Origin of the sequence: Kribbella sp. NPDC058245, assembly GCF_042882005.1 — a bacterium.
Lineage (GTDB): Bacteria > Actinomycetota > Actinomycetes > Propionibacteriales > Kribbellaceae > Kribbella.
The window spans coordinates 206955-230600 of sequence record NZ_JBHVWY010000002.1 but is presented as its reverse complement, the minus strand read 5'-3'; the positions used below and the strand labels follow the sequence as shown (position 1 = coordinate 230600).

The 23646-nt window shown below is 68.2% G+C and carries 26 protein-coding genes; 16 read left to right on the top strand and 10 right to left on the bottom strand.

The annotated features are described in order from the left end of the window. Positions 1–109 precede the first annotated feature (109 nt). Together ACFVWG_RS04575 and ACFVWG_RS04570 are read left to right on the top strand one after the other, a co-directional pair. Positions 110–259, top strand: a complete 150-nt coding sequence (locus ACFVWG_RS04575; RefSeq protein WP_391541746.1) for a hypothetical protein — start codon at positions 110–112, stop codon at positions 257–259. A gap of 19 nt (positions 260–278) precedes the next feature. Next, positions 279–425, top strand: a complete 147-nt coding sequence (locus ACFVWG_RS04570) for a hypothetical protein (protein WP_391541745.1) — start codon at positions 279–281, stop codon at positions 423–425. Positions 426–437: 12 nt separating this feature from the next. On the opposite strand, the gene ACFVWG_RS04565 is transcribed toward ACFVWG_RS04570, so the two are convergent. After that, a complete protein-coding gene (locus tag ACFVWG_RS04565; RefSeq protein ID WP_391541744.1) occupies positions 438–569 on the bottom strand; it encodes a hypothetical protein in 132 nt (43 codons plus the stop codon). Between the two features lie 123 nt (positions 570–692). Here ACFVWG_RS04565 and ACFVWG_RS04560 point away from each other — a divergent pair, with 123 nt between their 5' ends. The 6 genes from ACFVWG_RS04560 to ACFVWG_RS04535 are packed head-to-tail and all read left to right on the top strand — an operon-like array spanning position 693 to position 7259. Beyond that, positions 693–857: a hypothetical protein gene (locus ACFVWG_RS04560; protein ID WP_391541743.1), complete on the top strand. Its 165-nt coding sequence runs from the start codon at positions 693–695 to the stop codon at positions 855–857. A gap of 14 nt (positions 858–871) precedes the next feature. After that, a complete protein-coding gene (locus tag ACFVWG_RS04555; protein ID WP_391541742.1) occupies positions 872–1012 on the top strand; it encodes an FDLD family class I lanthipeptide in 141 nt (46 codons plus the stop codon). A 20-nt stretch (positions 1013–1032) separates the two neighbouring features. Further along, positions 1033–2241 (top strand): lanthionine synthetase C family protein, encoded by a 1209-nt coding sequence (locus tag ACFVWG_RS04550; RefSeq protein ID WP_391541741.1) that lies wholly within the window; start codon positions 1033–1035, stop codon positions 2239–2241. 46 nt (positions 2242–2287) lie between these two features. Beyond that, positions 2288–2419, top strand: coding sequence for a hypothetical protein (locus ACFVWG_RS04545; protein WP_391541740.1), 132 nt, complete (start codon positions 2288–2290; stop codon positions 2417–2419). Positions 2420–2463: 44 nt separating this feature from the next. Further along, positions 2464–5352 carry a lantibiotic dehydratase gene (locus tag ACFVWG_RS04540; RefSeq protein WP_391541739.1) on the top strand — a complete coding sequence of 963 codons (2889 nt, stop codon included), beginning with the start codon at positions 2464–2466 and terminating at the stop codon, positions 5350–5352. Continuing rightward, positions 5349–7259 (top strand): ABC transporter ATP-binding protein, encoded by a 1911-nt coding sequence (locus ACFVWG_RS04535; protein ID WP_391541738.1) that lies wholly within the window; start codon positions 5349–5351, stop codon positions 7257–7259. The genes ACFVWG_RS04540 and ACFVWG_RS04535 overlap by 4 nt, the downstream gene beginning before the upstream one ends. Here the strand turns inward: ACFVWG_RS04535 and ACFVWG_RS04530 are convergent. Then, positions 7207–7854, bottom strand: a complete 648-nt coding sequence (locus ACFVWG_RS04530; protein ID WP_391541737.1) for a LuxR C-terminal-related transcriptional regulator — start codon at positions 7852–7854, stop codon at positions 7207–7209. The two genes, ACFVWG_RS04535 and ACFVWG_RS04530, sit on opposite strands and share 53 nt — an antisense overlap. Positions 7855–7964: 110 nt before the next feature. On the opposite strand from ACFVWG_RS04530, the gene ACFVWG_RS04525 reads away from it, so the two are divergent. The 4 genes from ACFVWG_RS04525 to ACFVWG_RS04510 all read left to right on the top strand — a co-directional run bounded on the left by ACFVWG_RS04525 (position 7965) and on the right by ACFVWG_RS04510 (position 12195). Next, positions 7965–9284, top strand: a complete 1320-nt coding sequence (locus ACFVWG_RS04525; protein ID WP_391541736.1) for a serine hydrolase domain-containing protein — start codon at positions 7965–7967, stop codon at positions 9282–9284. 72 nt (positions 9285–9356) lie between these two features. Continuing rightward, positions 9357–10937, top strand: coding sequence for an IucA/IucC family protein (locus tag ACFVWG_RS04520; RefSeq protein ID WP_391541735.1), 1581 nt, complete (start codon positions 9357–9359; stop codon positions 10935–10937). An 82-nt stretch (positions 10938–11019) separates the two neighbouring features. Continuing rightward, a complete protein-coding gene (locus ACFVWG_RS04515) occupies positions 11020–11682 on the top strand; it encodes a class I SAM-dependent methyltransferase (RefSeq protein WP_391541734.1) in 663 nt (220 codons plus the stop codon). A gap of 96 nt (positions 11683–11778) precedes the next feature. Continuing rightward, positions 11779–12195, top strand: coding sequence for a DUF805 domain-containing protein (locus ACFVWG_RS04510; RefSeq protein ID WP_391541733.1), 417 nt, complete (start codon positions 11779–11781; stop codon positions 12193–12195). Between the two features lie 56 nt (positions 12196–12251). On the opposite strand, the gene ACFVWG_RS04505 is transcribed toward ACFVWG_RS04510, so the two are convergent. Genes ACFVWG_RS04505 through ACFVWG_RS04485 form a run of 5 tightly spaced genes read right to left on the bottom strand, consistent with a single transcriptional unit; the run spans position 12252 to position 17406 of the window. Further along, positions 12252–13658: a metallopeptidase TldD-related protein gene (locus ACFVWG_RS04505; RefSeq protein ID WP_391541732.1), complete on the bottom strand. Its 1407-nt coding sequence runs from the start codon at positions 13656–13658 to the stop codon at positions 12252–12254. Next, entirely contained in the window at positions 13655–15172 is a 1518-nt protein-coding gene (locus ACFVWG_RS04500) for a TldD/PmbA family protein (RefSeq protein ID WP_391541731.1), read from the bottom strand. The genes ACFVWG_RS04505 and ACFVWG_RS04500 overlap by 4 nt, the downstream gene beginning before the upstream one ends. 34 nt (positions 15173–15206) lie before the next feature. After that, positions 15207–15851 (bottom strand): response regulator, encoded by a 645-nt coding sequence (locus ACFVWG_RS04495; RefSeq protein ID WP_391541730.1) that lies wholly within the window; start codon positions 15849–15851, stop codon positions 15207–15209. Then, positions 15842–17068: a histidine kinase gene (locus ACFVWG_RS04490; RefSeq protein ID WP_391541729.1), complete on the bottom strand. Its 1227-nt coding sequence runs from the start codon at positions 17066–17068 to the stop codon at positions 15842–15844. The genes ACFVWG_RS04495 and ACFVWG_RS04490 overlap by 10 nt, the downstream gene beginning before the upstream one ends. Then, positions 17053–17406 (bottom strand): hypothetical protein, encoded by a 354-nt coding sequence (locus ACFVWG_RS04485; RefSeq protein WP_391541728.1) that lies wholly within the window; start codon positions 17404–17406, stop codon positions 17053–17055. The genes ACFVWG_RS04490 and ACFVWG_RS04485 overlap by 16 nt, the downstream gene beginning before the upstream one ends. 168 nt (positions 17407–17574) lie before the next feature. On the opposite strand from ACFVWG_RS04485, the gene ACFVWG_RS04480 reads away from it, so the two are divergent. Genes ACFVWG_RS04480 through ACFVWG_RS04470 form a run of 3 tightly spaced genes read left to right on the top strand, consistent with a single transcriptional unit; the run spans position 17575 to position 19428 of the window. Beyond that, complete coding sequence (locus tag ACFVWG_RS04480) at positions 17575–18084, top strand: RNA polymerase sigma factor (RefSeq protein WP_391541727.1); 510 nt, start codon at positions 17575–17577, stop codon at positions 18082–18084. Next, complete coding sequence (locus ACFVWG_RS04475) at positions 18081–18737, top strand: hypothetical protein (protein ID WP_391541726.1); 657 nt, start codon at positions 18081–18083, stop codon at positions 18735–18737. The genes ACFVWG_RS04480 and ACFVWG_RS04475 overlap by 4 nt, the downstream gene beginning before the upstream one ends. A gap of 22 nt (positions 18738–18759) precedes the next feature. After that, positions 18760–19428: a hypothetical protein gene (locus ACFVWG_RS04470; protein WP_391541725.1), complete on the top strand. Its 669-nt coding sequence runs from the start codon at positions 18760–18762 to the stop codon at positions 19426–19428. Between the two features lie 3 nt (positions 19429–19431). On the opposite strand, the gene ACFVWG_RS04465 is transcribed toward ACFVWG_RS04470, so the two are convergent. After that, complete coding sequence (locus ACFVWG_RS04465; RefSeq protein ID WP_391541724.1) at positions 19432–19602, bottom strand: hypothetical protein; 171 nt, start codon at positions 19600–19602, stop codon at positions 19432–19434. Positions 19603–19821: 219 nt separating this feature from the next. On the opposite strand from ACFVWG_RS04465, the gene ACFVWG_RS04460 reads away from it, so the two are divergent. Continuing rightward, complete coding sequence (locus ACFVWG_RS04460; RefSeq protein ID WP_391541723.1) at positions 19822–21900, top strand: hypothetical protein; 2079 nt, start codon at positions 19822–19824, stop codon at positions 21898–21900. A 61-nt stretch (positions 21901–21961) separates the two neighbouring features. Here the strand turns inward: ACFVWG_RS04460 and ACFVWG_RS04455 are convergent, their stop codons facing one another. Together ACFVWG_RS04455 and ACFVWG_RS04450 are read right to left on the bottom strand one after the other, a co-directional pair. Further along, on the bottom strand, positions 21962–22546 hold the full coding sequence (locus tag ACFVWG_RS04455; RefSeq protein WP_391541722.1) for a hypothetical protein: 585 nt from the start codon (positions 22544–22546) through the stop codon (positions 21962–21964). Between the two features lie 80 nt (positions 22547–22626). After that, positions 22627–23625, bottom strand: coding sequence for a TerC/Alx family metal homeostasis membrane protein (locus ACFVWG_RS04450; RefSeq protein WP_391541721.1), 999 nt, complete (start codon positions 23623–23625; stop codon positions 22627–22629). Positions 23626–23646: the final 21 nt, after the last annotated feature.

Genomic DNA, 23646 nt, shown 5'->3' with positions numbered 1-23646 from the left:
CGTTGCCGGGAGCATTTCCCGGTTCTTCCCGGCGGACGTCCCTGTCGTCCTGGTACAGCACGGCCACAGGCTGGTCAGCAGAACAGCCACCCACAGGAGGGGGACCGTTATGTCCACCGGAACCGTTGACGACTTCGATCTCGACATCCAGCTCGGGCCGACCGCCAACAGCGAGTTCGAGCCCACTGCCCGCACGAGCCGCCCGTGGTCGGACGCCATCTGCTGCTCCGACTTCTGCGACCCCACGTCGCTCTGCTGAACCGGCCCAGGAGATCACCATGACGACAGCAACCATTGACGAGTTCGATCTCGACATCCGGCTCGGGCCGCTGGACACGCAGGCGGTGCCCAGGGCGGTGACCGTGCACACGACCCGGCCGTGGTCGGACGGCGTCTGCTGCAGCGACAGCTGCTGCACCGACTGAGCGTCCGGAGGATCACGTGCCGACAACCTCGGTCGACGAGTTCGACCTCGACATCCGGCTGACGCCGTACGACGGCAGTCGCAGCGTGGAGTCCGTGACAATCCCGCCACGGACCAGCAGGTCGTGGAGCGATCCCTGCTGCACCGACTTCTGCTGCTTCGACTGACCAGGGAGGATTTCCCGGGTTCTCCCGGTCCGGGACTCTGTCGTCCCGGGCTGGGAAGACCTCAGGGTGAGGAGAACAGCTCACCCACCAGGAGGACCTTCGTGCCTACCGCAACGCTCGACGACTACGACCTGGACATTCAGCTCGGACCGATCGGCCGGCCGCGGATCGACCAGCCCTTCCTGTCCGGCACCCGGCCGGACTCGGAGCCTTGCTGCTCCGACTGGACCTGCCCGATCGACTGCAAGCCGACCGGCGACTGCTGACCGGAGGAGAAACGATGCCTACCGCAACTATGGACGACTTCGACCTCGACATCCGGCTGCAGAGCCTGGACGCACAGGGCGAGAAGTTCCCGCCGGCCACTATCGAGCTCAACTGCACCACCACGTCGAGGCGCTGCACCTCGGACTTCTGCTGATGCCACCGTGGCGGTCAGTGGTGTCCGGGGAACTCGCTCGGTCGGCGACCGAGCGAGCGCTCGAGGTGGCAGAGCGGCTGAGCGTTCGGACCGAGACCGAGCCGGGGCTGGACGGCTCGGCCGGGCAGGCGTTGCTGTTCGGTCAGCTGGACCGGACCGTTCCCGACGCAGGCTGGGATCGGCACGCACATGAGGCACTGACCGCCGCAGTCCGCGGCCTCGAGACCGCCGGCCGGAATCACCCCGGACTGTTCGTCGGAATCGGCGGCATCGCGACCACAGCCGCATACCTGTCCCGTGAGGGCACCCGGTACGGCGGTCTGCTGGCGACCCTCGATGACCGGATCGCGACGGCGACGGCCGAGCAGTCCACGGAGTTCGTCCGCTCACCAGCCAACCAACCTTATGAAGCGTTCGACGTCATCTGCGGCCTAGCCGGCTTGGAGCGCTACCTCATGCTGCGTGACCGGCCGGAGCTGGCCGGGCTGGTGGCGTTGTGCGACTCCGGCCCGGACGAGCCCAACTGGTTCACCCCGCCGGACGCAATCCGCAAGGACACCTCCATCGCCGAGTGGTACGAGAACGGCATCTACAACTGCGGTCTCGCCCACGGCATCCCGGGACCACTGGCGGTCCTGTCGATCGCCCTCTCCCACGGGTACGTCGTCCCTCGGCAAACAGAGGCGATCGCGCGAACTGCCGAGTGGCTGGTCGCGCAGCGGGTTGACGACGAGTGGGGTGTGAACTGGCCGGCGTGTGTCACGCGTGACGGGTCAGGGGAGGGACCGGCCCAGGCTGCGTGGTGCTACGGCAGCCCCGGAGTGGCGCGGTCACTGTTCCTGGCAGGTAAGGCGATCGGCGACGACAAGTTGCGGCAGCTCGCGATCGAGGCGATGGCCGCAGTGCATCGCCGGCCGTGGTCGGCGCGGCTGACCGGGGACTCACCTGGACTCTGCCACGGCGTCGCGGGCCTGCTGCAGATCATGGTGCGGTTCGCGAACGACACGGACGAGCCGCTGTTCACCGAGGCGGCTGTCGAGCTGACCGAGCGGGTGCTTGACCTGTACCGACCGGAGATAGCCACTGGCTACTACTCGCGAAAGTCGGCGACCGGTGAGATGCGTGAGCATGGCGGTCTGCTGGACGGCGCGGCCGGCGTCGCACTGGCGTTGCTGGCTGCGAGCACTCCGGTCGAGCCGTCCTGGGACCACGTACTGCTGCTGAGCTGACCAGCGCACCCCCGCGCTGGTGGGAATCAATCGAAAGGGAATGAAGATGCCTACGGCAACGATCGACGATTTCGACCTTGATATTCGGCTGCAGGAGATCTCGCTGGACGCGCGGGAGGACGAGCGGTACCCGCCGGAGACCGCACCCGTCCGGTGCACGACATCGAAGTACTGCTGACCGTTTCGGTGACAGTCAACTACCGCTGAGCTGAGGGGAGCCGCATGTTTCGGCCGTTGGACTGGGTGATGGTGCGTACGCCGCTACTGCCGGTCGAGGCGTTCCTTGACCCGCCGACGGCCGTTGCGCCGGGCACTGAACTGCCGGCGGATCCCCGAATTCAGCGCGCACTGGCGGTCGGCGCCGGCGACCTTTCGCGGGCGCTGACCGAACCGCCCCGCACCGAGAAAGCGTTGCGGCGGATGCGCAGCAGCCTGCAGCGCTATCTCATCCGCATGTCGACGCGACCGACGCCGTACGGGACGTTTGCCGGAGTTGGAGTGGCGCAGTGGGGTGAGACGACGGACTTGGCGCTGACCGCCGAGCCCGCACAGATCCGGACGCGGCCGGACATGGGCTGGCTGATCGAGCTGATCGCCGAGCTGGAGCAGAAGCCGGATGTCCGCGCCGGACTGCGCTGGTTCGCCAACCCCGCGGCCAGCCTGCACGCGGACCGGCTGTTCCTCAGCGAACGAGCTGTCCTGACCGATCCCGCTGAAGCCGGTCGCGCGGTGAACCTGCGCGCAACGCCGGTGGTGCGGGCCGTGCTCGAAGCCGCGCGCACGCCTGTTCCGTACAACGACCTGGTCGACGCGCTCGCTGCCAACGGCGCACCACGGGTGAAGGTGGAAGGCCTGCTGCAGCAGCTCTGGGAGCAGACCGTGCTGCTGACTGATCTGCGTCCACCGGTCACGATCCCCGACCCAGCTCGGTACGTCGCCGACCGGCTCGCGTCCGTACCTGCCGCGCGGGCGGAGGCGACCGCCCTGACCGAGCTGCTGGACGACATCGCCGAGTGGGACGGGTTGGACGTCGACCACGCCGCTGCGGAGTACCCGAAGCTGGCTGCCAAGGCGAAGGCGCTGCGCGAGACGGCCACGCAGTTCCAGACCGACATGGCTCTCCCGCTCACGGGACGCGTCACTCACGAGGTTGCGGTGGAGTCTGCCCGACTTGCTGAGCTCCTGGCGCGACTGTCGCCGTCAGCAGCCGGCACGTCCTTCTTGGACGGCTACCGGGCCTTGTTCGAGGACCGGTACGGCAGAGATCGCGAGGTGCCGTTGCTCGAGCTCCTCGACCCGGACCGCGGCCTCGGCGCACCACAGCAGCCGGAGCGTCGCGAGCCGACCGACGAGCAGAAGCTGCGCAACAGGACGCTGGTCGACCTCGCACTCGATGCGCTGCAGGACGGCCGGACCGCGGTGGAGCTCGACGACGCGACCCTCGACAAACTGACCGTCGGATCACGGCAGGCGCCCGATTCACTTGACCTGTCGGTCTTCGTGGTCGCGGGCTCGGCCGCCGCGTTGGATGCCGGTGACTTCCGGCTGCTGGTCGGACCGAACGTCGGCGGTGGTGCGGCCGGCCGCGTACTCGGCCGCTTCGCCGACCTGGTCGGCGACGAGCCACTGCGGGCGGCTGCTGCCGCCGAGGCCGAGGTGAACCCGGATGTGCTGCACGCCGAGGTGAGCTACCTCGCCCGCCACGTGCGGACGGCCAACGTCACCATCCGGCCGCTGGTCCGCGAACGCGAGATCGCTCTGACCACCACCCCCGGTGACCACCAGCTGCCACCGGACGAGCTGGTCGTCGGTCTCAGTGGCGATCGGTTCGTGCTCCGCTGGGCGGTGGACGGCCGAGAGGTCGTGCCGTGCGCCGGGCACATGCTGAACACCTCCGGCTCGCCGGAGATCGTGCGCTTCCTGGAGCACGTCTTCCACGATGCCCGGTTGGTGAACCTCGGCTTCACCTGGGGACCTGCGACCGACTTCGCATTCCTGCCTAGGGTGCAGCGCGGCCGCCTGGTGCTGTCACCCGCGATGTGGCGGGTAGAGCCTGCTGATCTGACCGACTTCGTGGCCTGGCGCGAGCGCTGGCACCTTCCGCGGTACGTGTACCTGGCTGTGTCGGACAACCGGCTGCTGCTTGACCTCGACAATCCGGCGCATGTCGATCAGCTGCGGACCCAGGTCCGTGAGCAGGCCGTGCTGCACGAGGCGCTGCCGGCACCTGGCGATGCTTGGGTCACCGGGCCGGACGGCAACTACTTCAGCGAGCTGGTGGTGCCGCTGGTCCTCGACAAGCCGGTACGGCGTCCAGCACGGCGCGCGCCGGTACGACGTACCGAGACCGTGCGACGGGTGTATCCGCCGGGGAGCGACTGGTTGTTCGCCAAGCTGTACCACGTCCCGGCGTACGAGGATGACCTGATCGCGCAGGCGCTCAGCGACTTCGGGGCGGACTCGTGGTTCTTCATGCGGTATGTCGATCCCGACCCACATCTGCGCGTGCGGTGGTATCGGCAGCCGGACGTGGAGCGGGTGCTGCGGTGGGGCGCCGAGCTGGTGGAAGCCGGGTACTGCAAGAGGTTCGCGCTCGACACGTATGAGCAGGAGGTCGAGCGGTACGGCGGTCCGGTGGGGATGGCGTTGGCCGAGCAGCTGTTCCATGCGGACAGTGAGCTGGTCGCAGAGTTGCTGCGGCAGCGCCGGAACCTCGACATGTCGTTGCTGGGCGTCTACACGGTTGACTCGCTCTTGGGTGCGCTCGGGTACGACGAAGACCAGCGGCGGGTGCTAAGCCAGCTGGGACTGCAGGATCGCAAGGCGACGTCGGATGAGTTCCGCAAGGAGCAGAACGCGTTGCGAGCGGTGCTGGGCGATCCGGACTGGTTGCCCGCGACAGTGCAGCCGGCAATGGACCTGTGGTCTGAGCGGATCGCAGGCCTTGCGCCTCAGCTGGCAGAGCTGGACAAAGACACGCTCGCGCAGAGCTACGTGCACATGCACTGCAACCGGCTGCTGGGATGCGGTCATCCGCCGGAGCAGCGGGTGCGTGGGCTCTTGGTGCGGACGCGGGAGAGTCTGGCCCGGGCGCCGTGGCGGCCGCGGTGACGCGACCGCTGGTCGGCGTCGACGAGGTCACGGCACCGGACTGGTTGCAGATCGGTCAGCAGGCCGCAGGTAGTGGACTGCGGACAGCACTGCGCTCGTTGCCGGGCGCTGTCCGCCTTGTCGGCTCGCTGGCTTGGCAGGCGTCGCGTCGGCTGACGCTGGCGGTGCTGATCCTCCAGCTGGCCGCAGGGTGCGTGGCTGCGTTCGGATTGCTGGCGACGGCCGATGTGCTCACGGCGCTGCTGGCCGCGGGTCCCACGCCAGCGCGGCTCACGTCCGCACTGCCCGCGATCCTCCAGCTCGTTCTGCTGCTCTCGGGCCGAGCAGTGCTTGATGCGTTAGGCTCAGCGGCCCAGGCCGCGCTGCGACCGAGGATCGAACAGGCAGCACAGCATGAGCTGCACAGGGCAGTTGCTGACGTCGCACTGATCGCCTTTGAGGACAGCGAGTACGTCGACCTGCTCCGGCAGGGCCAGGAGCGCGGCATTCGCAGTATCGAGATCAGCGTGCGCGGCGTCGCCGATCTGACCAAGTCACTGATCCAGTTAGTAGCCGCGGTGATCACCGCTGGACTGCTGCATCCGCTACTCGCGCCACTCGTCGTACTGGCCGTCGTACCGGAGGTGTTGGCGTCTGCGCGAGCGGTGCAGCTGCAGTACCGCTCGTACCTGCGCATGGTGTCGCTGCGTCGCCGGCAGTCGATCGCTAGTGGACTGCTCACCGGACGACCGACAGCTGCCGAGATGCGGGCCTGCACGGCCGGGCCCGCGCTACTGACCGAGTACCTCCGGATCAGCACGCGGCTCACCGCGGAGGGGCAGCGGGTCGAGCTGGCCAAGTCGGGCGTCAACCTGGTTGGACGGGCCGTTGCCGGTCTCGGTACGGCGATCGGCTTCGGCGTACTCGGTCTGATGCTGTACGGCGCTTGGCTGCCACTCGCCCTCGCCGGAACTGCTGTGATGGCGATGCGGCTGGCCGGGACCGCACTGTCGAACTCGATGGCCGGTGTCACCCAGATCTACGAGAACTCCTTGTATATAGAGCTTTACAGCACCCTGCTGGTGCAGACCCGTCAGCACACGACACCAATGACTGGGAGAGCTGCGCCACGTGACCCGCGACGGATCAGTCTGGAGGCGGTCAGCTTCACCTACCCCGGTCAGCTCGAACCAGCGCTCCGAGACCTCGACCTGGTCATCCGCAAAGGCCAGACGGTCGCACTGGTCGGTGAGAACGGTTCGGGCAAGACCACGCTGGCCAAGCTGCTCACCGGTCTGTACGCACCGACCGCAGGGCGGGTGTGCTGGAACGGCGTGGACCTCGCGACCGTGGACGCGCAGACCGTGCACGACCGGATCGCGATCGTCGCGCAGGAACCCGCCCGCTGGCCGATGTCGGCGTACGACAACGTCCGGATCGGCAGGCTGGACTCGCCCACCGACCTGGACCCAGCGCTCGCAGCCTCCGGTGCCGACGCAGTGATCGCCGAGCTGCCGGCCGGTGGGGACACTGTGCTGTCCCGGGAGTTCAAGTCCGGCCGCGACCTGTCCGGTGGGCAGTGGCAGCGCATCGGACTGGCCCGTGGGCTCTACCGCGACGCACCGATCCTGGTTGCCGACGAGCCGACGGCCGCCATGGATGCGCGAGCCGAGCAGGCCGCGTTCGAGTCGCTGCGACGGATCGGCTCCGGCCGGACCAAGATCCTGATCACGCACCGGCTCGTCAACGTCCGCCAGGCCGACGTCATCGTCGTACTGGCGCATGGCCGCATCGTCGAGCAGGGGAGTCACACCGAGCTGCTGGCGCGTGGTGGCCTCTACGCGGACCTGTACGAACTGCAGGCGTCGGCGTACGTCAGCGCAGACCCTCGCGACGAGCCCGGACGGCGGCTTCGGCCCGCGAACTGACGCCGAGCTTGGCGAAGATCGACGACAGGTGGTTGCTGATCGTCTTCGGTGCCAGCCCGAGCCGCTGCGCGATGGCCGAGTTCGCCAGGCCCTCCGCCACCAGCGCCAGTACGTCGTGCTCGCGGCCGGTGAGGCCAGAGAGCCGACCAGCGTCCGGTACGACGCAGCCGACCAGACTGCTGAGTCGCCGGGCGACTGTTGGACCCAGGACTGCCTCACCGGCCGCGACACCGCGGATCGCTCGCAGGATGCTGTCGTGCGGTGCATCCTTGAGCACATAGCCCAACGCGCCGGCCTGCAGCGCGGCGACGACCGACTCGTCCTCGTCCGTCATCGTGAAGACCAGCACCCGCGTGTGGGGAGCGGAGCGGAGGATCTCGGTCACGGTACGGCGGCCGAGGTCGAGGTCCAGCACGACGACGTCCGGGCGATACATCAGCACGGCCCGGACGGTGTCACCGAACGACTCCGCCTCGGCGGCGACGGCGACATCCGGGATCGCCTGGAGGACGGCACGGAGGCCGCTGCGGATCACCGGATGGGCGTCGGCCAGCACTACCCGGAGTGCCTCGGGTGCGACGTGTTCTGCGGCCACCTGGCGTTCACCTCCCCGACCGAGTAAAGCCGACCGCGTAGCGCGATGACCCCGTCACCGGGTCAGGCCTCGGCGCACATTCTTCAACCCCAACGGGCATACTCGTTCAGGTGACCGACGTACGTGCCGACACCGACGCCGCCCTGCTGGCCGGGATCGCAGCCGCCCAGAGTGAGACCAGACTGCCGTCGGTGACCGCCGGCGTGGTGCGTGACGGGGAGCTGGTGTGGACCGGCGCGCGCGGCCGGTTCGCCAACGCGTCCGGGCTCGTGCCGGGATCGAACGTGCAGTACCGGATCGGGTCGATCACCAAGACGCTGACCGCGATCCTGGTCCTGCAGTGCCGCGACGAGGGTCTGCTGTCGCTGAATGATGCCGTCGGCAAGCATCTGCCCGGGATCGCGTTCGGCGACCGGACCGTGCGGCACCTGCTCGCCCACAGCGGTGGGATGAACGCCGAGCCCGAGGGTCCTTGGTGGGAGCGCAACCCGGGCGTCTCGTTCGACGAGTTGACCGCGAGCATGGACGAGTCGCACGCGACCGGTCCGGCCGATCGGCGGCACCACTACTCCAACCTCGGCTACGCGTTGCTGGGTGAGCTCGTCGCGCGGCTGCGTGGTGAGTCCTGGCTCGACGTGGTCCAGGAGCGCATCCTCGATCCGCTGGAGATGCGGCGTACGTCGTACTTCCCGTTCGGCGCGGCCGCCCAGGGGTACTCGGTCCATCCGTTCAGCGGTCAGCTGATCGAGGAGCCGGCCTACGACTCCGGAGCGATGGCTCCGGCTGGTCAGTTGTGGAGCACCATCGAGGACCTGGCGACGTACGCGAACTTCTGGATCGACCCGGTCGCTGAGGTGCTCAGCCGCGACACCGTCGACGAGATGTCCGCACCGGCGGCTGGGGATCCACGCGAGGCGCTGACAGCGTCGTACGGGCTGGGGTTGCGGTTGATTGCCGACGACCCCTATCTGCTGTTCGGTCACACCGGCTCGATGCCGGGCTTCCTGGCCGGGCTGTTCGTCGACCGGGTACGACGGATCGGCGCGGTCACGTTGGGGAACGCGACACACGGCAAGGTCGCGTCGCTGGCGCCGGAGCTGATCACCACTCTGGTCCGGTATGAGCCGGTGCTCGCACGGGAGTGGCTGCCGGAACCCCAGCTGGAGCAGGGCAACGAGCTGCTCGGTCACTGGTACTGGGGCAACACGCCGTTGACCATCGGCGTCAGCGCCGGTGGACTGCTGATGTCGGGTGCGATGAGTTGCCGCTTCACGCCGCTCGGCCCGGATCTCTACCAGGGACGCGACGGCTACTTCGCGGGGGAGCGGCTCCGCGTCGTCCGCACCGACGGCGCCCTCGACCACCTGAACCTGGCGACGTTCATCCTCACCAGGACGCCGTACGGCGAGAGTGAGCATGGCCACGTGTAGTCGGGTGGCCACGGAGACGATTTGAAGTTAGGCTCACCTAAGTAAGCGTTGCCTTACTTCAGGAGAGTGAGTGTGACTTCGACCGAGACGGCTGTCGCGGCGCATCTGAACGCGATTCTGCGCTGCTACACGCGGGAGGCCGCGGTGCCGGTGACGGCCGGATTGCTGCAGCTGGCAGTCGGCGGTTCGACAGTCACGGCGCGGGTCGAGCATGCCTCCCGGAGTGGGTGGCACCAGTTCACCGAGATCCTGGTGGACGGTGTCCCGCCGGCCCCGGAGGCCTTGGTCCGGCTGCTGTCCACCGATGCCGACCCGGCCGAGGTCGACGACCTCGTCGCGCGGACGGCGGAGTCGGTCCGCAACGTCGCGTACTTCGTCGACGCGGGCGGGGCTGACCGTGGCCCGGGCCGCTTCCTGGAGATCGAGCAGGCGTTGCTGTTCGGTCAACTGAACCACCCGGCACCCAAGAGCCGGGACGGATTGAGCGGTGCCGAGCTGGCGAGGTACTCGCCGGAGCTCGGTGGCCGTTTCGCGGTGCACTGGTTCGAGGCCGACACCGAACTGGTGTCCTCGGACCAGGTGGCCGGCGCGCCCTCACTGCAGGGACTGGACGCTGTGCAGCTGATGGGCGCGCTGGCCGGTATCACTCCGTCGGCGGGCCGGGTGCTGATCCCGGCTCACCCGTGGCAGGCGGCAGCCCTGCGGCAACGGCCGCGGGTCGCCAAGCTGCTCGAGGAGGGTCGAGTGAAAGAGCTCGGCCCGCACGGCGCGCAGTGGTACCCGACATCGAGCATGCGCACGCTCTACCACCCAGACCTGCCGGTGATGCTCAAGCTGTCCCTGGGCCTGCGCATCGCCAACTCGCGGCGTGAGTCGACCCCCACCGAGCTCCGCCGCGGCCTGGAGGTCTACCGCCTGCTGGACGCCGCCTACAACGCCGGTACGGCGACAGCGCATCCCCGCTTCACCATCGTCCGCGACCCGGCCTGGATCGCTCTTGACGAGGGTGGACCCACCTTGACCGGTCTGGACGTCGCGGTGCGTGAGGTACCGAATGACGTCAACAGCTATGCCTGCTTGGCCGGACTGGTCGCGCCACGCCCTGACCGCCTCAGCCGCCTCAGCGAGTTCGCCGCCGACGACCCAGCCGCGTGGGTGGCGCAGTACGTCGACAGCGTCCTCATCCCGATGCTGCACCTGTACGCCGAGACCGGCATCGGACTCGAGGCTCATCAGCAGAACACCCTGATCCGCCTGGACGGTCTCGGCCGGATCAAGGGCGGTGCCTACCGCGACAACCAGGGCTACCACCTCGCATCGTCGTACCTGCGTGGTCTGCTCGCCGTAACCGGCCTGCGGGACTCTGCGCTCGCCGTGGTCGACGACAGTACGGCGGACGACCGCCTCACCTGCAGCCTGCTCTACAACCAGGCCCTGGCCGTGGTCGGCTGTCTGGCGGCGGATGGGGTCGCCGACGAAGGAGAGCTGCTCGATGTGGTGCGGGACCGACTCGTCCTCGCACTGCCGTTGCTGAAGGCCGCTGGCCCGGACGGCGACCGCCTGGCGCGCCGCTGGCTGACCGCAGACACCCTGCCCTGTCAGGCGAATCTGTCCACTGTCTACCTGAACCTTCCGAACCCGCTCACGGCGTGACCGAGACTCCCCGGATTCGCGCACTGTAGGCTGGCGCGGTCTGCCGATCGTCCAGACCGGCGTGACGACCACGGGGAGCAACATGAACACTGGACACGTCGAGCTCGCACGGGCTCAGCAGGAACGGTGGGAGTCCGCTTACGCGCGACATCCGCAACTGCACGGAGCCGAACCGTCGGCAGCGGCGCATTGGGCGGCGGAGACGTTCGGTGCCGCAGGCATCGATGACGTTCTCGAGCTCGGGTCCGGGCATGGCCGGGACGCGCTTTTCCTGGCCAGGCAGGGATTCAGCGTGCACGCCACCGACTTCAGCGAGACCGCGCTCGACCAGCTGCGGCAGCAGGCACAGCGCGAAGGACTCGACGACCGGGTCACCGCCGCGCTGCACGACGTCCGCGATCCGTTGCCGCCGGCCGATGCCACGGTGAACGCGGTCTTCGCCAACCTGCTGCTGAACATGGCCTTCACACCGGACGAGCTGCGCGGCCTGACCGGCGAGATCCACCGGGTGCTGCGACCCGGCGGCCTCTTCGTGTACGCCGTCTGGTCCGCGGAGGACCCGTGTGCGGCGAACTGGCGGGAGTTCGGTGACGGGTTGTGGGAGCACGACGGGTTCGTCGGCCGCTTCTTCGACCGGCCCCGGCTCGACGAGCTGACCGCCGGCTGGCGGCCGGTCGACACCACGCCGTACGCCGAAGGCCCGAAACCGCACCGGATGTGGCGCGTCACCGTCGCGAAAAGGTGAAGTTCCCTTCAAGGACGGCGCGCCACGTTGCGGGCCGCTGAGCGAGGCGACAGCGTGCACTGACGCATCTCACCTCGAGAGAATCGGAGTGCGGCAATGCAGTGGTTCACCGATGTGATCACGAAGCGGTACGCGGAGTTCAACGGCCGGGCACGGCGCAAAGAGTTCTGGATGTACTTCCTGTTCTGGGTCATCATCCTGATCGTCGCCGCCATCCTGGACAAGCTGCTGGGCACCGACTACGGCGACCCGGACGCGAAGTTCGGCCGCACCGGGTGGATCTCGACGATCCTGTTCCTCGCGATGGCGATCCCGAGCATCGCAGTGTCGGTCCGCCGGATGCACGACAAGGACCGCAGGGGCTGGTGGGTGCTGATCTGGCTGATCCCGTGTATCGGCTGGATCTGGTTCATCGTCTGGCAGGCCCAGGACGGGACGCCGGGTGACAACCGGTTCGGGCCGGACCCGAAGGCCGCCGAGCGTGGTGGCTTCGCCGACCCGCCGACGGTCTGACGAACAACAGCACGCCCCGCGAACCTTTGACAAGTTCGCGGGGCGTTTGCGTTGGCTCAGCTGGCCTTGCTGACGCTGGACATGTTGAAGTCCGGGATCAGCAGCGGCGGGGTCGCCGTCCGGGAGAACTCGTCACCCCACTCGCGGGAGAACGACGGCACGGTCGCGCCGGCCGCGGTGATCCGGGAGAGCAGGTCGACGGGGCTCTCGTTGAAGCGGAAGTTGTTGACCGCCCCGGTCACCTCACCGTTCTCGATCAGGTAGACGCCGTCCCGGGTCAGTCCGGTCAGCAGCGAGGTCTGCGGGTCGACCATCCGGATGTACCACAGGCAGGTCAGCAGCAGACCGTTCTCCACACCGGCGACCAGGTCGTCCGTCGTACCGGTGGCGCCGTCGATCGACAGGGCGTAGTTGTCGATTCCGGGCGCGGCCGTGGGTGCGCCGATCAGCTCGGCCGTGTGCCGGCTCGTCATCAGGGTCTCGAGCTTGCCGTCCCGGATCCAGTCGGTGGCGGTCAGCGTGAGGCCGTTGTCGAAGACGCTCGACGAACCGTCCGACGATCGCGCGACCGCGAACGGGAAGGTCTCGAGTCCGGGCAGCGCCGGGTCGGACCGCAACTGCACCGGCTTGGTGGACAGCGTTTCGCCGATCTTCGTGCCACCGGACGGCTTCGCGAACACACTGCGGCCCTCGAACGCCTGCCGGCCGTCCAACTGCCAGAACAGGTACGTCGTCAGGTCGGCGACCGCGGTCGGCGGCAGCACGGTGGCATGCCGGCCGGGCTCGACGGCAACCGTCCGGGACGCCCAGCCCAGCCGTCGGGTCAGCTCGGCGTCGAACGCCAGCGGATCGATATCGGTGAAGTCGCGAGTCGCCGCACCGACCCAGGCGGACTGGCTGAGGTCGCCGGACTTGCCGGTCTCGGTGACGAAACCACGGGGGAGGGCCTGCCGAACGCGGAGTCCGGCCGAGGAACCGACGTACAGGGTGACGACCTCGTGGTCGGCGAAACCGTAGAGCCAGCGGCCTTCGCTGGTGGCTCGCTGCAGGGTCTCACCGAGCGCCGGAGCGAACTTCTCGTAGACGCTGACTGAGGTCTCGGCTGCCTCCTCGTCCCAGTCCGGGCTGGTGGTGCCGTCGATCAGCGGTCGGGCGTCGTCTGCCGGGGAGGAGGCCCGCGCTGTCGCGACCGCCGCGGACACCTGCTCGCGCAACGAGTTGTCGGTGACCGCGGACCGGCTGACCACACCGGTCGCCGTACCTTCGCCGGCTCCGACCGTGGCGATCACGGTGACGTGTGTGCCGCGCATGGAGCCGTTGGTGGTCAGGGTGTTGTTGGCCCAGCGCAGGTTGGCGCTTGAGGTCTCGGCGACGATGATCACGCAGCCGTCCGCGCCCTCGGCCGCTGCGAGCGCGAGCCCGCGCTCGACGGTGTCCTGCGGGGTGAGCTGAATGGCGGTCACCGGCCGGCCTCCTGCGTGGTGTTGAGAATGCGGACGCCCCGGAACAGGGCGGACGGGCAACCGTGGCTGACGGCACCGGACTGGGCGGGCTGGGCCTTGCCGCAGTTCAGCGCGCCGTGCAGGACGTAGGTCTCCGGGCCGCCGACGGCCTCCATCGAGCCCCAGAAGTCCGTCGTGGTCGCCTGGTAGGCGATGTCGCGGAGCTGACCGTCCAGCTTGCCGTTGGTGATCTTGTAGAACCGCTGCCCGGTGAACTGGAAGTTGTACCGCTGCATGTCGATCGACCAGGACTTGTCGCCGACGATGTAGATCCCGTTCTCGACCCGGCTGATCAGCTCCTCGGTCGAGGGGCCGCTCTCGGCCGGCTGCAACGACACGTTGGCCATCCGCTGGATCGGGATGTGCCCGGACGAATCGGCGTACGCACAACCGTTGGAGCGGGCGGTGCCGAGCAGTTCCTCGTTCACCTTCGCCATCCGGCGGTCGACCTGGTAGCCGACCAGTACGCCGTCCTTCACCAGGTCCCACTGCTGACCGGCCACGCCCTCGTCGTCGTACCCGACCGTGGACAGGCCGTGCTCGGCGGTGCGGTCACCGGTGACGTGCATGACCGGCGAGCCGTACTTGAGGTTGCCGAGCTTGTCGGTGGTCGCGAAGCTGGTGCCGGCGTAGTTGGCCTCGTAGCCGAGCGCGCGGTCCAGCTCGGTGGCGTGGCCGATCGACTCGTGGATCGTCAGCCACAGGTTGCTCGGGTCGATGACCAGGTCGTACACCCCGGCCTCGACACTCGGCGCGGCCATCTTCTCGGCCAGCCAGCCCGGGACCTGCGCGAGCTCGTCGTCCCAGTCCCAGCCGGTGCCGGTCATGTACTCCCAGCCACGTCCGGCCGGCGGCGCGAGCGTGGTCATCGAGTCGAAGCGGCCGGTCTCGGCGTCCACCGCGAAGGCGGTGATCTCCGGACCGATCCGCACCCGCTGCTGCGTGTACGACGTACCTTCGGTGTTCGCGTAGAACTTGCACTCGCGGATCGTGGCGACATGCACGCTCGTGTGCGCGACGCCGTCGGCCTTGAGCAGCCGGTCGCTGTAGTCGGTCAGCAGCGCGACCTTCTCGCTCCGCGGCACGCTGAACGGATCGATCTCGTACGACGAGACCCACGTGACGCCGTCGTACACCGGCTCGTCGGCGAGCTCGATCGGCTCCGCGTTGATCGGCCGCGACACCAAGGCCATGTTGACGGCCTGCTCGGCCACCTGGACTGCCGCGTCCGTCGTCAGCGCGACCCCGGCCGCGAAACCCCACGTCCCGTCGTGCACGACGCGCACCGCGAGACCGAGGTCCTCGCCGTCGCTCGCACTCTCCAGCACGCTGTCGCGCAGCGAGATCGACTCCGACCGGATCCGCTCCAGCCGGAACTCCGCGAAGGTGGCCCCGAGGTCTCGCGCCCGCTGCAACGCGGCCTCCGCAAGCTCCTGCCGGGGAAGGGCAAGGAAGGATTCATCGATGTCTGGCACGATCCCGACCCTATACACCCGACGGGCGACCTGCTCAGACTTTCAGGTAGGTCAGGACGGCGAGGACCCGCCGGTTGGCGGAGTCGTCGGCCTGGATGCCCAGCTTGTCGAAGGTAGTGGTCGTGTACTTGCTGATCGCGCTGTCGCTGAGGAACAGGCGCTGGGCGATCGCGCTGTTCGACAAACCCTCCGCCATCAGGGCGAGGACCGACCGCTCACGCTCGGTCAGCCGGGCCAGGTGCGGCTCGGCGGCCGGGCGGGCGAGGAGCTTGGTGACCACGGCCGGATCGAGCGCGGTGCCACCGGCGGCGACGCGTTCGAGGGCGTCGATGAACTGGTCGGCGTCGAACACGCTGTCCTTGAGGAGGTAGCCGACGCCGCCTGCCTGGTCGGCGATCAGCTCACGGGCATACAGCTGCTCGACGTGCTGCGACAGAATCAGCACCGGCAACCCGGGGACCTCTCGGCGTGCGCTGAGCGCGGCGGTCAGCCCCTCGTCGGTGTTGGTGGGCGGCATCCGGACGTCGACGACCGCAACGTCCGGACGGTGCGTCAGGAGGGCTTGGAGCGTCTCCGGTCCGGTGGCTGCGGTCGCGACCACCTCGTGGCCGAAGGTCTCGAGTAGCCGGACCAGGCCGTCGCGGAGCAGGTAGAGGTCTTCGGCGACAACTATTCGCATGGGATCTCCATCCGTGCCAGGGTCGGCCCACCGGGCGGGCTGTCCAGTGTCAGAGTGCCGTCGAAGGCACTCAGCCGCCGGGCGATCCCGTCCAGTCCACCACCCGGTACGGCGACAGCGCCGCCCGGACCGGTGTCCGTCACGAGCACGGTGAGCGCCGTACCGGCTTTGCGGACGTCCACCTGCACCGTGGAGGCTTCGGCGTACTTGGTCGCGTTCGCCAGGAGCTCGGCCACACTGAAGTACGCCGCGGCTTCGATCGGCGCGTCGAGACGTTGCCCGAGGTCAGAGGCGACCGTGACTTCGAGTGCGCTGTCGAGTGCGAGCGCACGGATCGCATCGACCAGGCCGCGTTCGGCGAGTACCGGTGGGTGGACGCCGCGGACCAGGTCACGCAGCTGGGCGAGTGACGTGGAGGTGCCCTCCCGGGCCTCGCGGAGCAGCGCCTTCGCGCGGTCGGGGTCGGTGTCCATCAGTCGCTCGGCCGTGGCCAGCGACAAGCCGACCGCGACCAACCGGGCCTGCGCTCCGTCGTGCAGGTCGCGCTCGATCCGCCGGATCTCTGCCGCCTGTGACCTGGTCAGATCCGCGCGCTGGAGCTCGAGTTCGCGCACCCGGTCGGTGCTGTCTGGCGCCGGGAGCCAGCGTCCGGCGAGCGGGCGGAGGACCAGCCACGCGTACGGCGCGGTCAGTACGCCGATCAGCGTGAGGCCGATGCCGACGGCAACTGCTGACCGGGTGAAGGCGATCACGGCTCCGGCGAGTGCCGCCGGCGGTACGGCGCACACGGGCGCGATGGTGATGGCCGAGATTCCAAGCCAGCGCACGTCTCGCCAGTAGGCCGGATCGCCGAGCCCGCGCCGCCAGCGGGCATCCATCTCGGCGTCCCGGCGGGTCCGTTCGTACGAGTGGCCGTTCCACCAGTGCCCGGTCGACAGCTGGACCGGCTCCGGGCCGGGCGGCCGGTACCCATCCTCGAGCTGGAGACCGCACCAGCTGTTCGCGAGGCGCCGTACCAGCGTGCCGATCGGCCGGGCCAGGGCGAGCGCGCAGGCGCTGACGATGAGCAGCCAGCCGAACCAGGTCCAGGGGTTGGCCGGAGACCAGGACCGCCCGGTTAGAGCACCCAGCACGGCCGGGACGACCGAGAGCACCGGCACTGCTGTGGCCAGGGTCAGGAGCACGAGCCCTCGCCCTGCCGCTACGAGCCGTCGCATGCTGTCCTCGTCCCTTCCGCCGGTTGCCGCCGGATCATGACCGCCACTGCGATCAAGGGGATCACAGACGCGGCCTGGAGCGCGGCGAACCACACCGGGCAGACCCCGGGGATCAGGTCGACGCCGATGATCGCGATCGGCAACACAGTCGTTAGAGTCCGAAGGCGCTGTGCGCTCAGCCGGTAGAGCACGGGGGTGACGGCCAGCAGCAGTACCGATCGCACCCACATGAACGTGTTGACCGTCCCGTGCGTCGCAGCCGTCGCGATCACCACACTCAGTACTACCGCGCTAGCCACGCCGTACAGTCCGATGCACTTCTTCACTGTCTTCTTCATACTCACGACGTTAGAAATCTGCTGCGTCGTCCAGTACGGGTCCAGCCCCACACCTGGGTGGGTCTAGCCACACTGGAACCGGACGACCATCGGCGGTGTAGTGAGAGTGTCCGAGAGGTTGAGGAGGTCCAGATCAGCGCAGCGGATGAGGCGGCGATTCTGACTCGGGTGCGTGGCGGGGACTCCGCTGCGTACGGCGAGTTGGTGCTGCTGCATGCGCCGATCGCTCACCGTACGGCGGTGTTGCTCGGAGCCGGTGCGGATGCGGATGACGTGGTGCAGGAGTCCTTCGTGAAGGCGTACCGGGCGCTGGGTGGGTTCCGGGGTGGTGCTGCCTTTCGGCCGTGGTTGCTGCGAATTGTGGCGAACGAGACACGGAACTGCGTGCGGTCGCGTTCGCGTCGCAGCCGCCGGGAAGAGATCGCTGCGCCGCTGGACGTCGTACTGGATCCTGCCGAGGAGACGGTGTCGCTGGAACGGCGGGCTGAGCTGCTGAGCGCCGTACAGGCTCTGCCGGAGGCGCACCGGCTGGTGGTGACGTGCCGGTACCTGCTGGAGCTGGACGAGCAGGAGACGGCGACGGTGCTCGGTTGGCCGCGTGGGACGGTCAAGTCACGGCTGCACCGGGCCCTGGAGCGACTGCGACGGTATCTGCTGGAGAAGGAGGTGCTGCCATGAACCTGGATGACGAGCTGCGCGCGTTGGGACGGTCCGTGGAGGTACCGCCGGTCGACTCCGAGCTGACTGCTGCGGTTCTGGCGCGCGTGGCCGACATTCCGGTACGACGGCGCTCGCGCGACCGCTGGCGGGCTTTCGTGGCCGGTCTGTGTGTGCTGCTGGCTGGGCTGGCGCTGACACCGCCGGTGCGGGCGGCTGTTGCCGAGTGGCTGCGGATCGGGGGAGTGCAGGCTGTCCCGGGCGGCACTGCACCGCAGAGCGCTCCACCTGTGCCTACTGTCTCGGGTGCGCTGTCGCTGGAGCAGGCTGCACAGGTCGCTGGCTTCACTCCGGTACTTCCCAAGGGCCTGGGCGCGCCAGACGCGGTGGACGCCTCGAAGGACTTCGTTGCCATGAGCTGGGGCAGCCTGCGTCTCGAACAGTTCCGCACCGGGATCTCACCGATGTACCTCAAGCAGCACTACAAGTCGCTCGACTACATCCAACAGGTCAACGGTTACTGGTTCAGCACCCCACACGAGCTAGTGCTGGTGAACGAACAGGTAGTGCGGATCGCCGGACCTACGCTGGTCTGGGAGCTGAACGGTACGACCTTCCGGCTTGAGGGTGCCGACAAACACCGTGCGACCCAGGTGGCCGTCGGAACCTTCTGACGCGCGGCGGTGTACCCAGTACATGATCCGACGGACGCTCGCCTTCTTCGCCGTACTCGCGATGCTCACCATGGCCGCTCCCGCGTACGCGGGCGGTCCCACCAGCGTGCTGCTGAGCGCACCGCCTCGAGTGGTCGCTCTTGGGTACGACGATCTGCGGTACAGCGAACTGCAGGCGCTGACGAGTCTCGAGGGCGCCAGCAAAGAGCCGGACTCCCCGGATCACCAGAGCGGCAACTTCGTCCGCGCTGCGTGGCTCATCCACGACATGAACGTCTGGCGCATCGACATCATCTACCCCGACGCCCCGGGCGGCCCGTGGATCGCCACCAGCGAGTCATCTGACGGCTCTGCCCTCGACGGCTCGGCGCTGCTCGGCAAGCCGGTCTGGCATCGGTCGCCGGAGCCGGTCGCCCTGACGAAGCTGCTGGCCTCCCTCAAGCTGCTCCCCGGTGACCTCGACGGTCAGCGGTTCCTGGGCGGCCCCACCACGCTCGACTACTCACCGCCAGCGTCGCCACCCGTAGCCGACGCCCAGCCCGCGCCGCAGCCGCAGGCCCAGGTTGTAGCGACCAGCGTCTTCACCGGCTGGCGCTGGATACTGCCCGGCGTACTCGTCGGAGCAGCTCTCGCGTGGGCGGCTGGCCGTTTCCTGCGCCAGCGCCGCTGGGACCTGGTCGACGCCGATTAGCACTCACGCCAGTCGAGCCGAGTGAACCCGCCGGCCGACCGCTGTGGTCCGCTTCCGCCGGAGAGCGGACCACAGGCGGCGCTTCGGTCGCTCGATGGCCATCTCGCCGCGCACGGAGTACCGCAGGTCATCGGCCACCAGCTTGCTGTTCAGAACCACGCTCAACGCTTCCATCGCTCCACACTCCCGTTCCGGGCATCCGCTCCCGGGTGCCATCACAGGTACGTCGGAGCCGCCCGACCGTTCTTGACATCAACCCCCGAACTCGATCAGGCCGGCTGGGTATACACGGTTTCGTGCTCGGTGTGGCTGTGATGTTTCCCCTTGTGGATAAGGGATTCAGGCCCGATGGCGATTTGCGCGGGCTCGCTCGGTGTGCGTAAACTAGAATGCATGTTCGACGATGATCTGACGCTGCTCGCGACGCCCGACCTGCTGGAGTCGGCCGCCGGGCAGCGTGCGTTGTCGCATCGGGCCGATGCCCGGGTGCTCGAACACGCGCTGGTTTATGCCGACCGTTTCCATCCTGATTCGTGTGCGTCGCGGGCTGGTCGCCGTTCGTTCGAGGGGCGTGAGCGTGGTGTGGTGCTGGGTGGTGAAGGCTGCCCGGAGATTCTGGAGTTCGCGATCGGTGAGTTCGCGGTCGTCCTGGGTGTCTCACCCGGGGTCGGGCGCGGGATCATCGGTGATGCGTTGGCGTTGCGTCACCGTTTTCCCTTGATCTGGGCCAAGGTCTTGTCCGGTGAGGCGACTCCATGGAAGGCCTGCCGGATCGTGCGCGACTGCCTCGCCTTGTCCGAGGAGGCTGCCCAGTACGTCGATGGCCGGGTCGCGGACCTGATCGACACGATCACCCCGTACCGGTTGGACAAGATCGTCAAGGCCGCGAAGATGCACGCCGACCCTGATGGCGCTCGTGCCGAGGCGGCCGCGAAGGTCCGCGAACGCGGCGTGTTCGTCGGCCGCTCGGATGAGCACGGCACGAAAACCATCTATATCCGTACGTCGGTTGGCGCGGCCACCCGCTTCGACGCTGTCATCGACGCGCTCGGCGACGCCCAGCAGACCCTGGGCGATACCCGCTCGCTACAGTTCCGCCGTGCTGAGGCGGTAGGCATTCTGGCCGACCCCGTCTTCGCCCAAGAACTCCTAGCCCAAACCCGCCACGCCGCCACCGCGACGACCCCGGACACCCAAGGCGCGCCGGACACCACGGGCACGCCGGACACCCCAGCCCCGACCACGCCGGCCCCGAGCTCGACCACGTCGCAGACTCCTACCCCGGCGTCCGCGGCTTCGAGTTCCGCTGCCTCGAGCGTTCCGACTCGCAGTGCGGATGTTCCCGCTCGCGGCGCTGCAGACCCGCAGTCTCCCACCCGGAGCGCCCCGGCGCCGAGCCCCGCAACTCCGGATGCTGCAACCTCAGCCACGCAGACTCCCTCGGCTTCGAGATCCGCTGCTTCGGGTGTTCTCGCCCGCGGCGCCTCAGGTCCGCAGCCCTCCACCCCAAGCGCCCCGGCCCCGGGCTCTACCGCGTCGGGTGTTCCCGGTCGGACTTCCACCTCGGGCGGTCGCGCTGCGGAAGGTCTTGCCTCGGATGGTGCAACGGCCGTGAGGGACGGCGGTCCGGAGCTGCGCCAGCGCGACGGCGGTGGCGAGGATGATTGGGACGAGTACTCGGCGAGCATGGTCGAGCCCGGACTGCACGATGAGGCCGACCGGGATGCTCCGCACCCGAGCACCAGCAACCTCCCCGACCCCTTCGATCATGCAGATCACCCGTCCCGCTGGCCGGTGGAACCGTTCGATCCCGCCTCCGCCCTCGAGCCCGACGGCGACACCGGCGAGCCCATGGACGCCACAGCACAACGCGCACTCGCCAGTCGGCTCGCGCAGATCAAACGCGACGCCTACACCCGGCTCACACCCGCGACAACGCCAAGCGCTCACGCACGCCCAAGTACTGCCGCACGCCCAGGAAAGACCGAAATTTATGTCCACCTCACCGACCAGACCCTCGCAGCCGGCGACGGCGTGATCCGGGTCGAAGGGCACGGGCCCTCACTGGCCTCGCAACTGGGCGAACTGATCGGATACGGGCCTTACGTGGTGAAGCCGGTCATCGACCTCAACGACGCGATCTCGGTCAACTGCTACGAAGCCACCGACCGCATCCGCGAACGCGTCAAACTCACCCACCCCGTCGAACTCTTCCCCTACGGCACCCGCGAAACCAGTAAATCCATCGACCTCGACCACATCACGCCCTACGACCCCCTCGGCCCACCAGGCCAAACCAGCACCACCAACCTCGCACCGCTGAGCCGCTACGGCCACCGGCTGAAAACCCACGCCCATGGCTGGAAGGTGCGCCGGATCAACCCCACCACCCTCGAATGGAGAACACCCCATGGCTTCGTCTTCCACGTCAGGCCCACGGGCACCCACCGGATCCTCGAACCCGTCGGCTGAACGTGTGCGGCCGCCGTACCTCGATCGGGAGGTACGGCGGCGGTGGGGGAGTGCACCCTGGTCAGTTGGAGAGCTGGATGGAGCGGCTGGAGTTGAGGAGGACGGCGCCGAGGTACTTGTAGTCCTTCGGGGCACCGGCGACGGCGATCTCGACCTCGGCGGACTTGCCGCCCGCGACACCGATGAAGCGGTCGGCGACCCAACGGGTGGTCTTGCCGCTGCGGTAGGTGTAGACGACCGTGCTGACGGTCAGCGGACCTTGGCCGGAGGTGGACTTCATCGACGCGGTCGAGGTGCTGACGATGTGCAGGCCGCGGGTGTGCTTGAGCGCGACGATCTTGCGCTTCATCGCCTGAGTGGTGCTGATGTTGGCGTTGTACGCCGTGTTGAAGCGGACCGACTGGTTGTGCTTGGCGTCGGAGAACTTGTCCTGCCAGGCGCCGAGTGTCTGGTGCTTCCAGGTCTTCGGCACATAGGCGCTGGCGTGCGGGCCGTCGCTGACGGCGAAGTACCGCTTCGCGTACGTCGACGCCGCCTGGCTGTTGCTGGAGGCAACTGCCGCGTTACTGGGAAGCGTGCCGCCGATCAGGAGAGCCCCCGCGCCCGCCATCGCTGCGATCCCTGTCACAACCCCGAACTTCTTCATCTCTCTGTGTCCCCTCGAGTTTCGCACAGCCACCGTGACTGCACACGACTAGAGATGACGGCAGGGGAGCGGAAGGTTGATTACTCGTCCGGAGTTTTTCGCTGACCGTGCAGGGACCCGGCGTGGGCGGTGACGGTCGGGTCGTTGCGGGTCTTGAGCAGGCTGGCGACCACGACGATCACCAGGATGCCGATGATCACGGCGAGACTGACCGGGGTGGAGACCTCCGGAATGCCGTCGTGGATGTCCACGTGGGCCCAGTGCAGGATCAGCTTCACGCCGATGAAGGCGAGGATGACGGCCAGCCCGGCCGACAGGTACACGAGCCGGTCGAGCAACCCCTTCACCAGGAAGAACAACGCCCGCAACCCCAGCAGTGCAAAGGCATTGGCCGCGAACACGATGTAGGCCTCGTCCGTGACACCGAACACGGCCGGGATCGAGTCCAGCGCGAAGAGCAGGTCGACGCCACCGATCGCGACCAGTACGACGAACAGCGGCGTCACGACCTTCCGCCCGTCGATCCGCGCGGTCAGCTTGCCGCCGACGTACTCCTCGCTGACCGGCAGGACGCGCCGGGCGGTCTTCACGATCACGTTGTTCTCGACGTCGGGTTCCTCGTCACGGTGCCGGAACAACTGCACCGCCGTGTAGAGCAGCAGCAACCCGAAGATCAGGAACATGAACGAGAACAGCGACAACAGCGTCGCACCGAGCGCGATGAACAGCGCCCGCATGATCAGCGCGAGCACGATGCCGAACGTCAGCACCTTGTGCTGATGCTCCTCCGGTACGGCGAACGTGGTCATGATGATCACGAACACGAACAGGTTGTCGACCGACAAGCTCTTCTCGACGATGTAGCCCGCGAAGTACTGCGCGCCGAAGTCCCCGCCGTACTGGCTCATGAACCACAGGCCGAACGCGACCGCCACCGCGACGTAGAACACCGACCAGGCGGCCGCCTCCTTGAACCCGACCCGGTGCGGCCGCAGTGCCGCGAGCAACAGATCCACTGCCAGCAGTACGACGATCAATCCGATCGTGATCGCCCACGTCGACCCACTGAGCTCGAGCACGGTTCCTCCGTCATCCTTCGG

Coding starts and splice junctions, on each gene's coding strand:
- ACFVWG_RS04575 (WP_391541746.1), top strand. CDS start 110: ATGTCCACCGGAACCGTTGACGACTTCGATCTCGACATCCAGCTCGGG.
- ACFVWG_RS04570 (WP_391541745.1), top strand. CDS start 279: ATGACGACAGCAACCATTGACGAGTTCGATCTCGACATCCGGCTCGGG.
- ACFVWG_RS04555 (WP_391541742.1), top strand. CDS start 872: ATGCCTACCGCAACTATGGACGACTTCGACCTCGACATCCGGCTGCAG.
- ACFVWG_RS04545 (WP_391541740.1), top strand. CDS start 2,288: ATGCCTACGGCAACGATCGACGATTTCGACCTTGATATTCGGCTGCAG.
- ACFVWG_RS04540 (WP_391541739.1), top strand. CDS start 2,464: ATGTTTCGGCCGTTGGACTGGGTGATGGTGCGTACGCCGCTACTGCCG.
- ACFVWG_RS04515 (WP_391541734.1), top strand. CDS start 11,020: ATGAACACTGGACACGTCGAGCTCGCACGGGCTCAGCAGGAACGGTGG.
- ACFVWG_RS04510 (WP_391541733.1), top strand. CDS start 11,779: ATGCAGTGGTTCACCGATGTGATCACGAAGCGGTACGCGGAGTTCAAC.
- ACFVWG_RS04495 (WP_391541730.1), bottom strand. CDS start 15,851: ATGCGAATAGTTGTCGCCGAAGACCTCTACCTGCTCCGCGACGGCCTG.
- ACFVWG_RS04490 (WP_391541729.1), bottom strand. CDS start 17,068: ATGCGACGGCTCGTAGCGGCAGGGCGAGGGCTCGTGCTCCTGACCCTG.
- ACFVWG_RS04485 (WP_391541728.1), bottom strand. CDS start 17,406: ATGAAGAAGACAGTGAAGAAGTGCATCGGACTGTACGGCGTGGCTAGC.
- ACFVWG_RS04475 (WP_391541726.1), top strand. CDS start 18,081: ATGAACCTGGATGACGAGCTGCGCGCGTTGGGACGGTCCGTGGAGGTA.
- ACFVWG_RS04470 (WP_391541725.1), top strand. CDS start 18,760: ATGATCCGACGGACGCTCGCCTTCTTCGCCGTACTCGCGATGCTCACC.
- ACFVWG_RS04465 (WP_391541724.1), bottom strand. CDS start 19,602: ATGGAAGCGTTGAGCGTGGTTCTGAACAGCAAGCTGGTGGCCGATGAC.
- ACFVWG_RS04460 (WP_391541723.1), top strand. CDS start 19,822: ATGTTCGACGATGATCTGACGCTGCTCGCGACGCCCGACCTGCTGGAG.
- ACFVWG_RS04455 (WP_391541722.1), bottom strand. CDS start 22,546: ATGAAGAAGTTCGGGGTTGTGACAGGGATCGCAGCGATGGCGGGCGCG.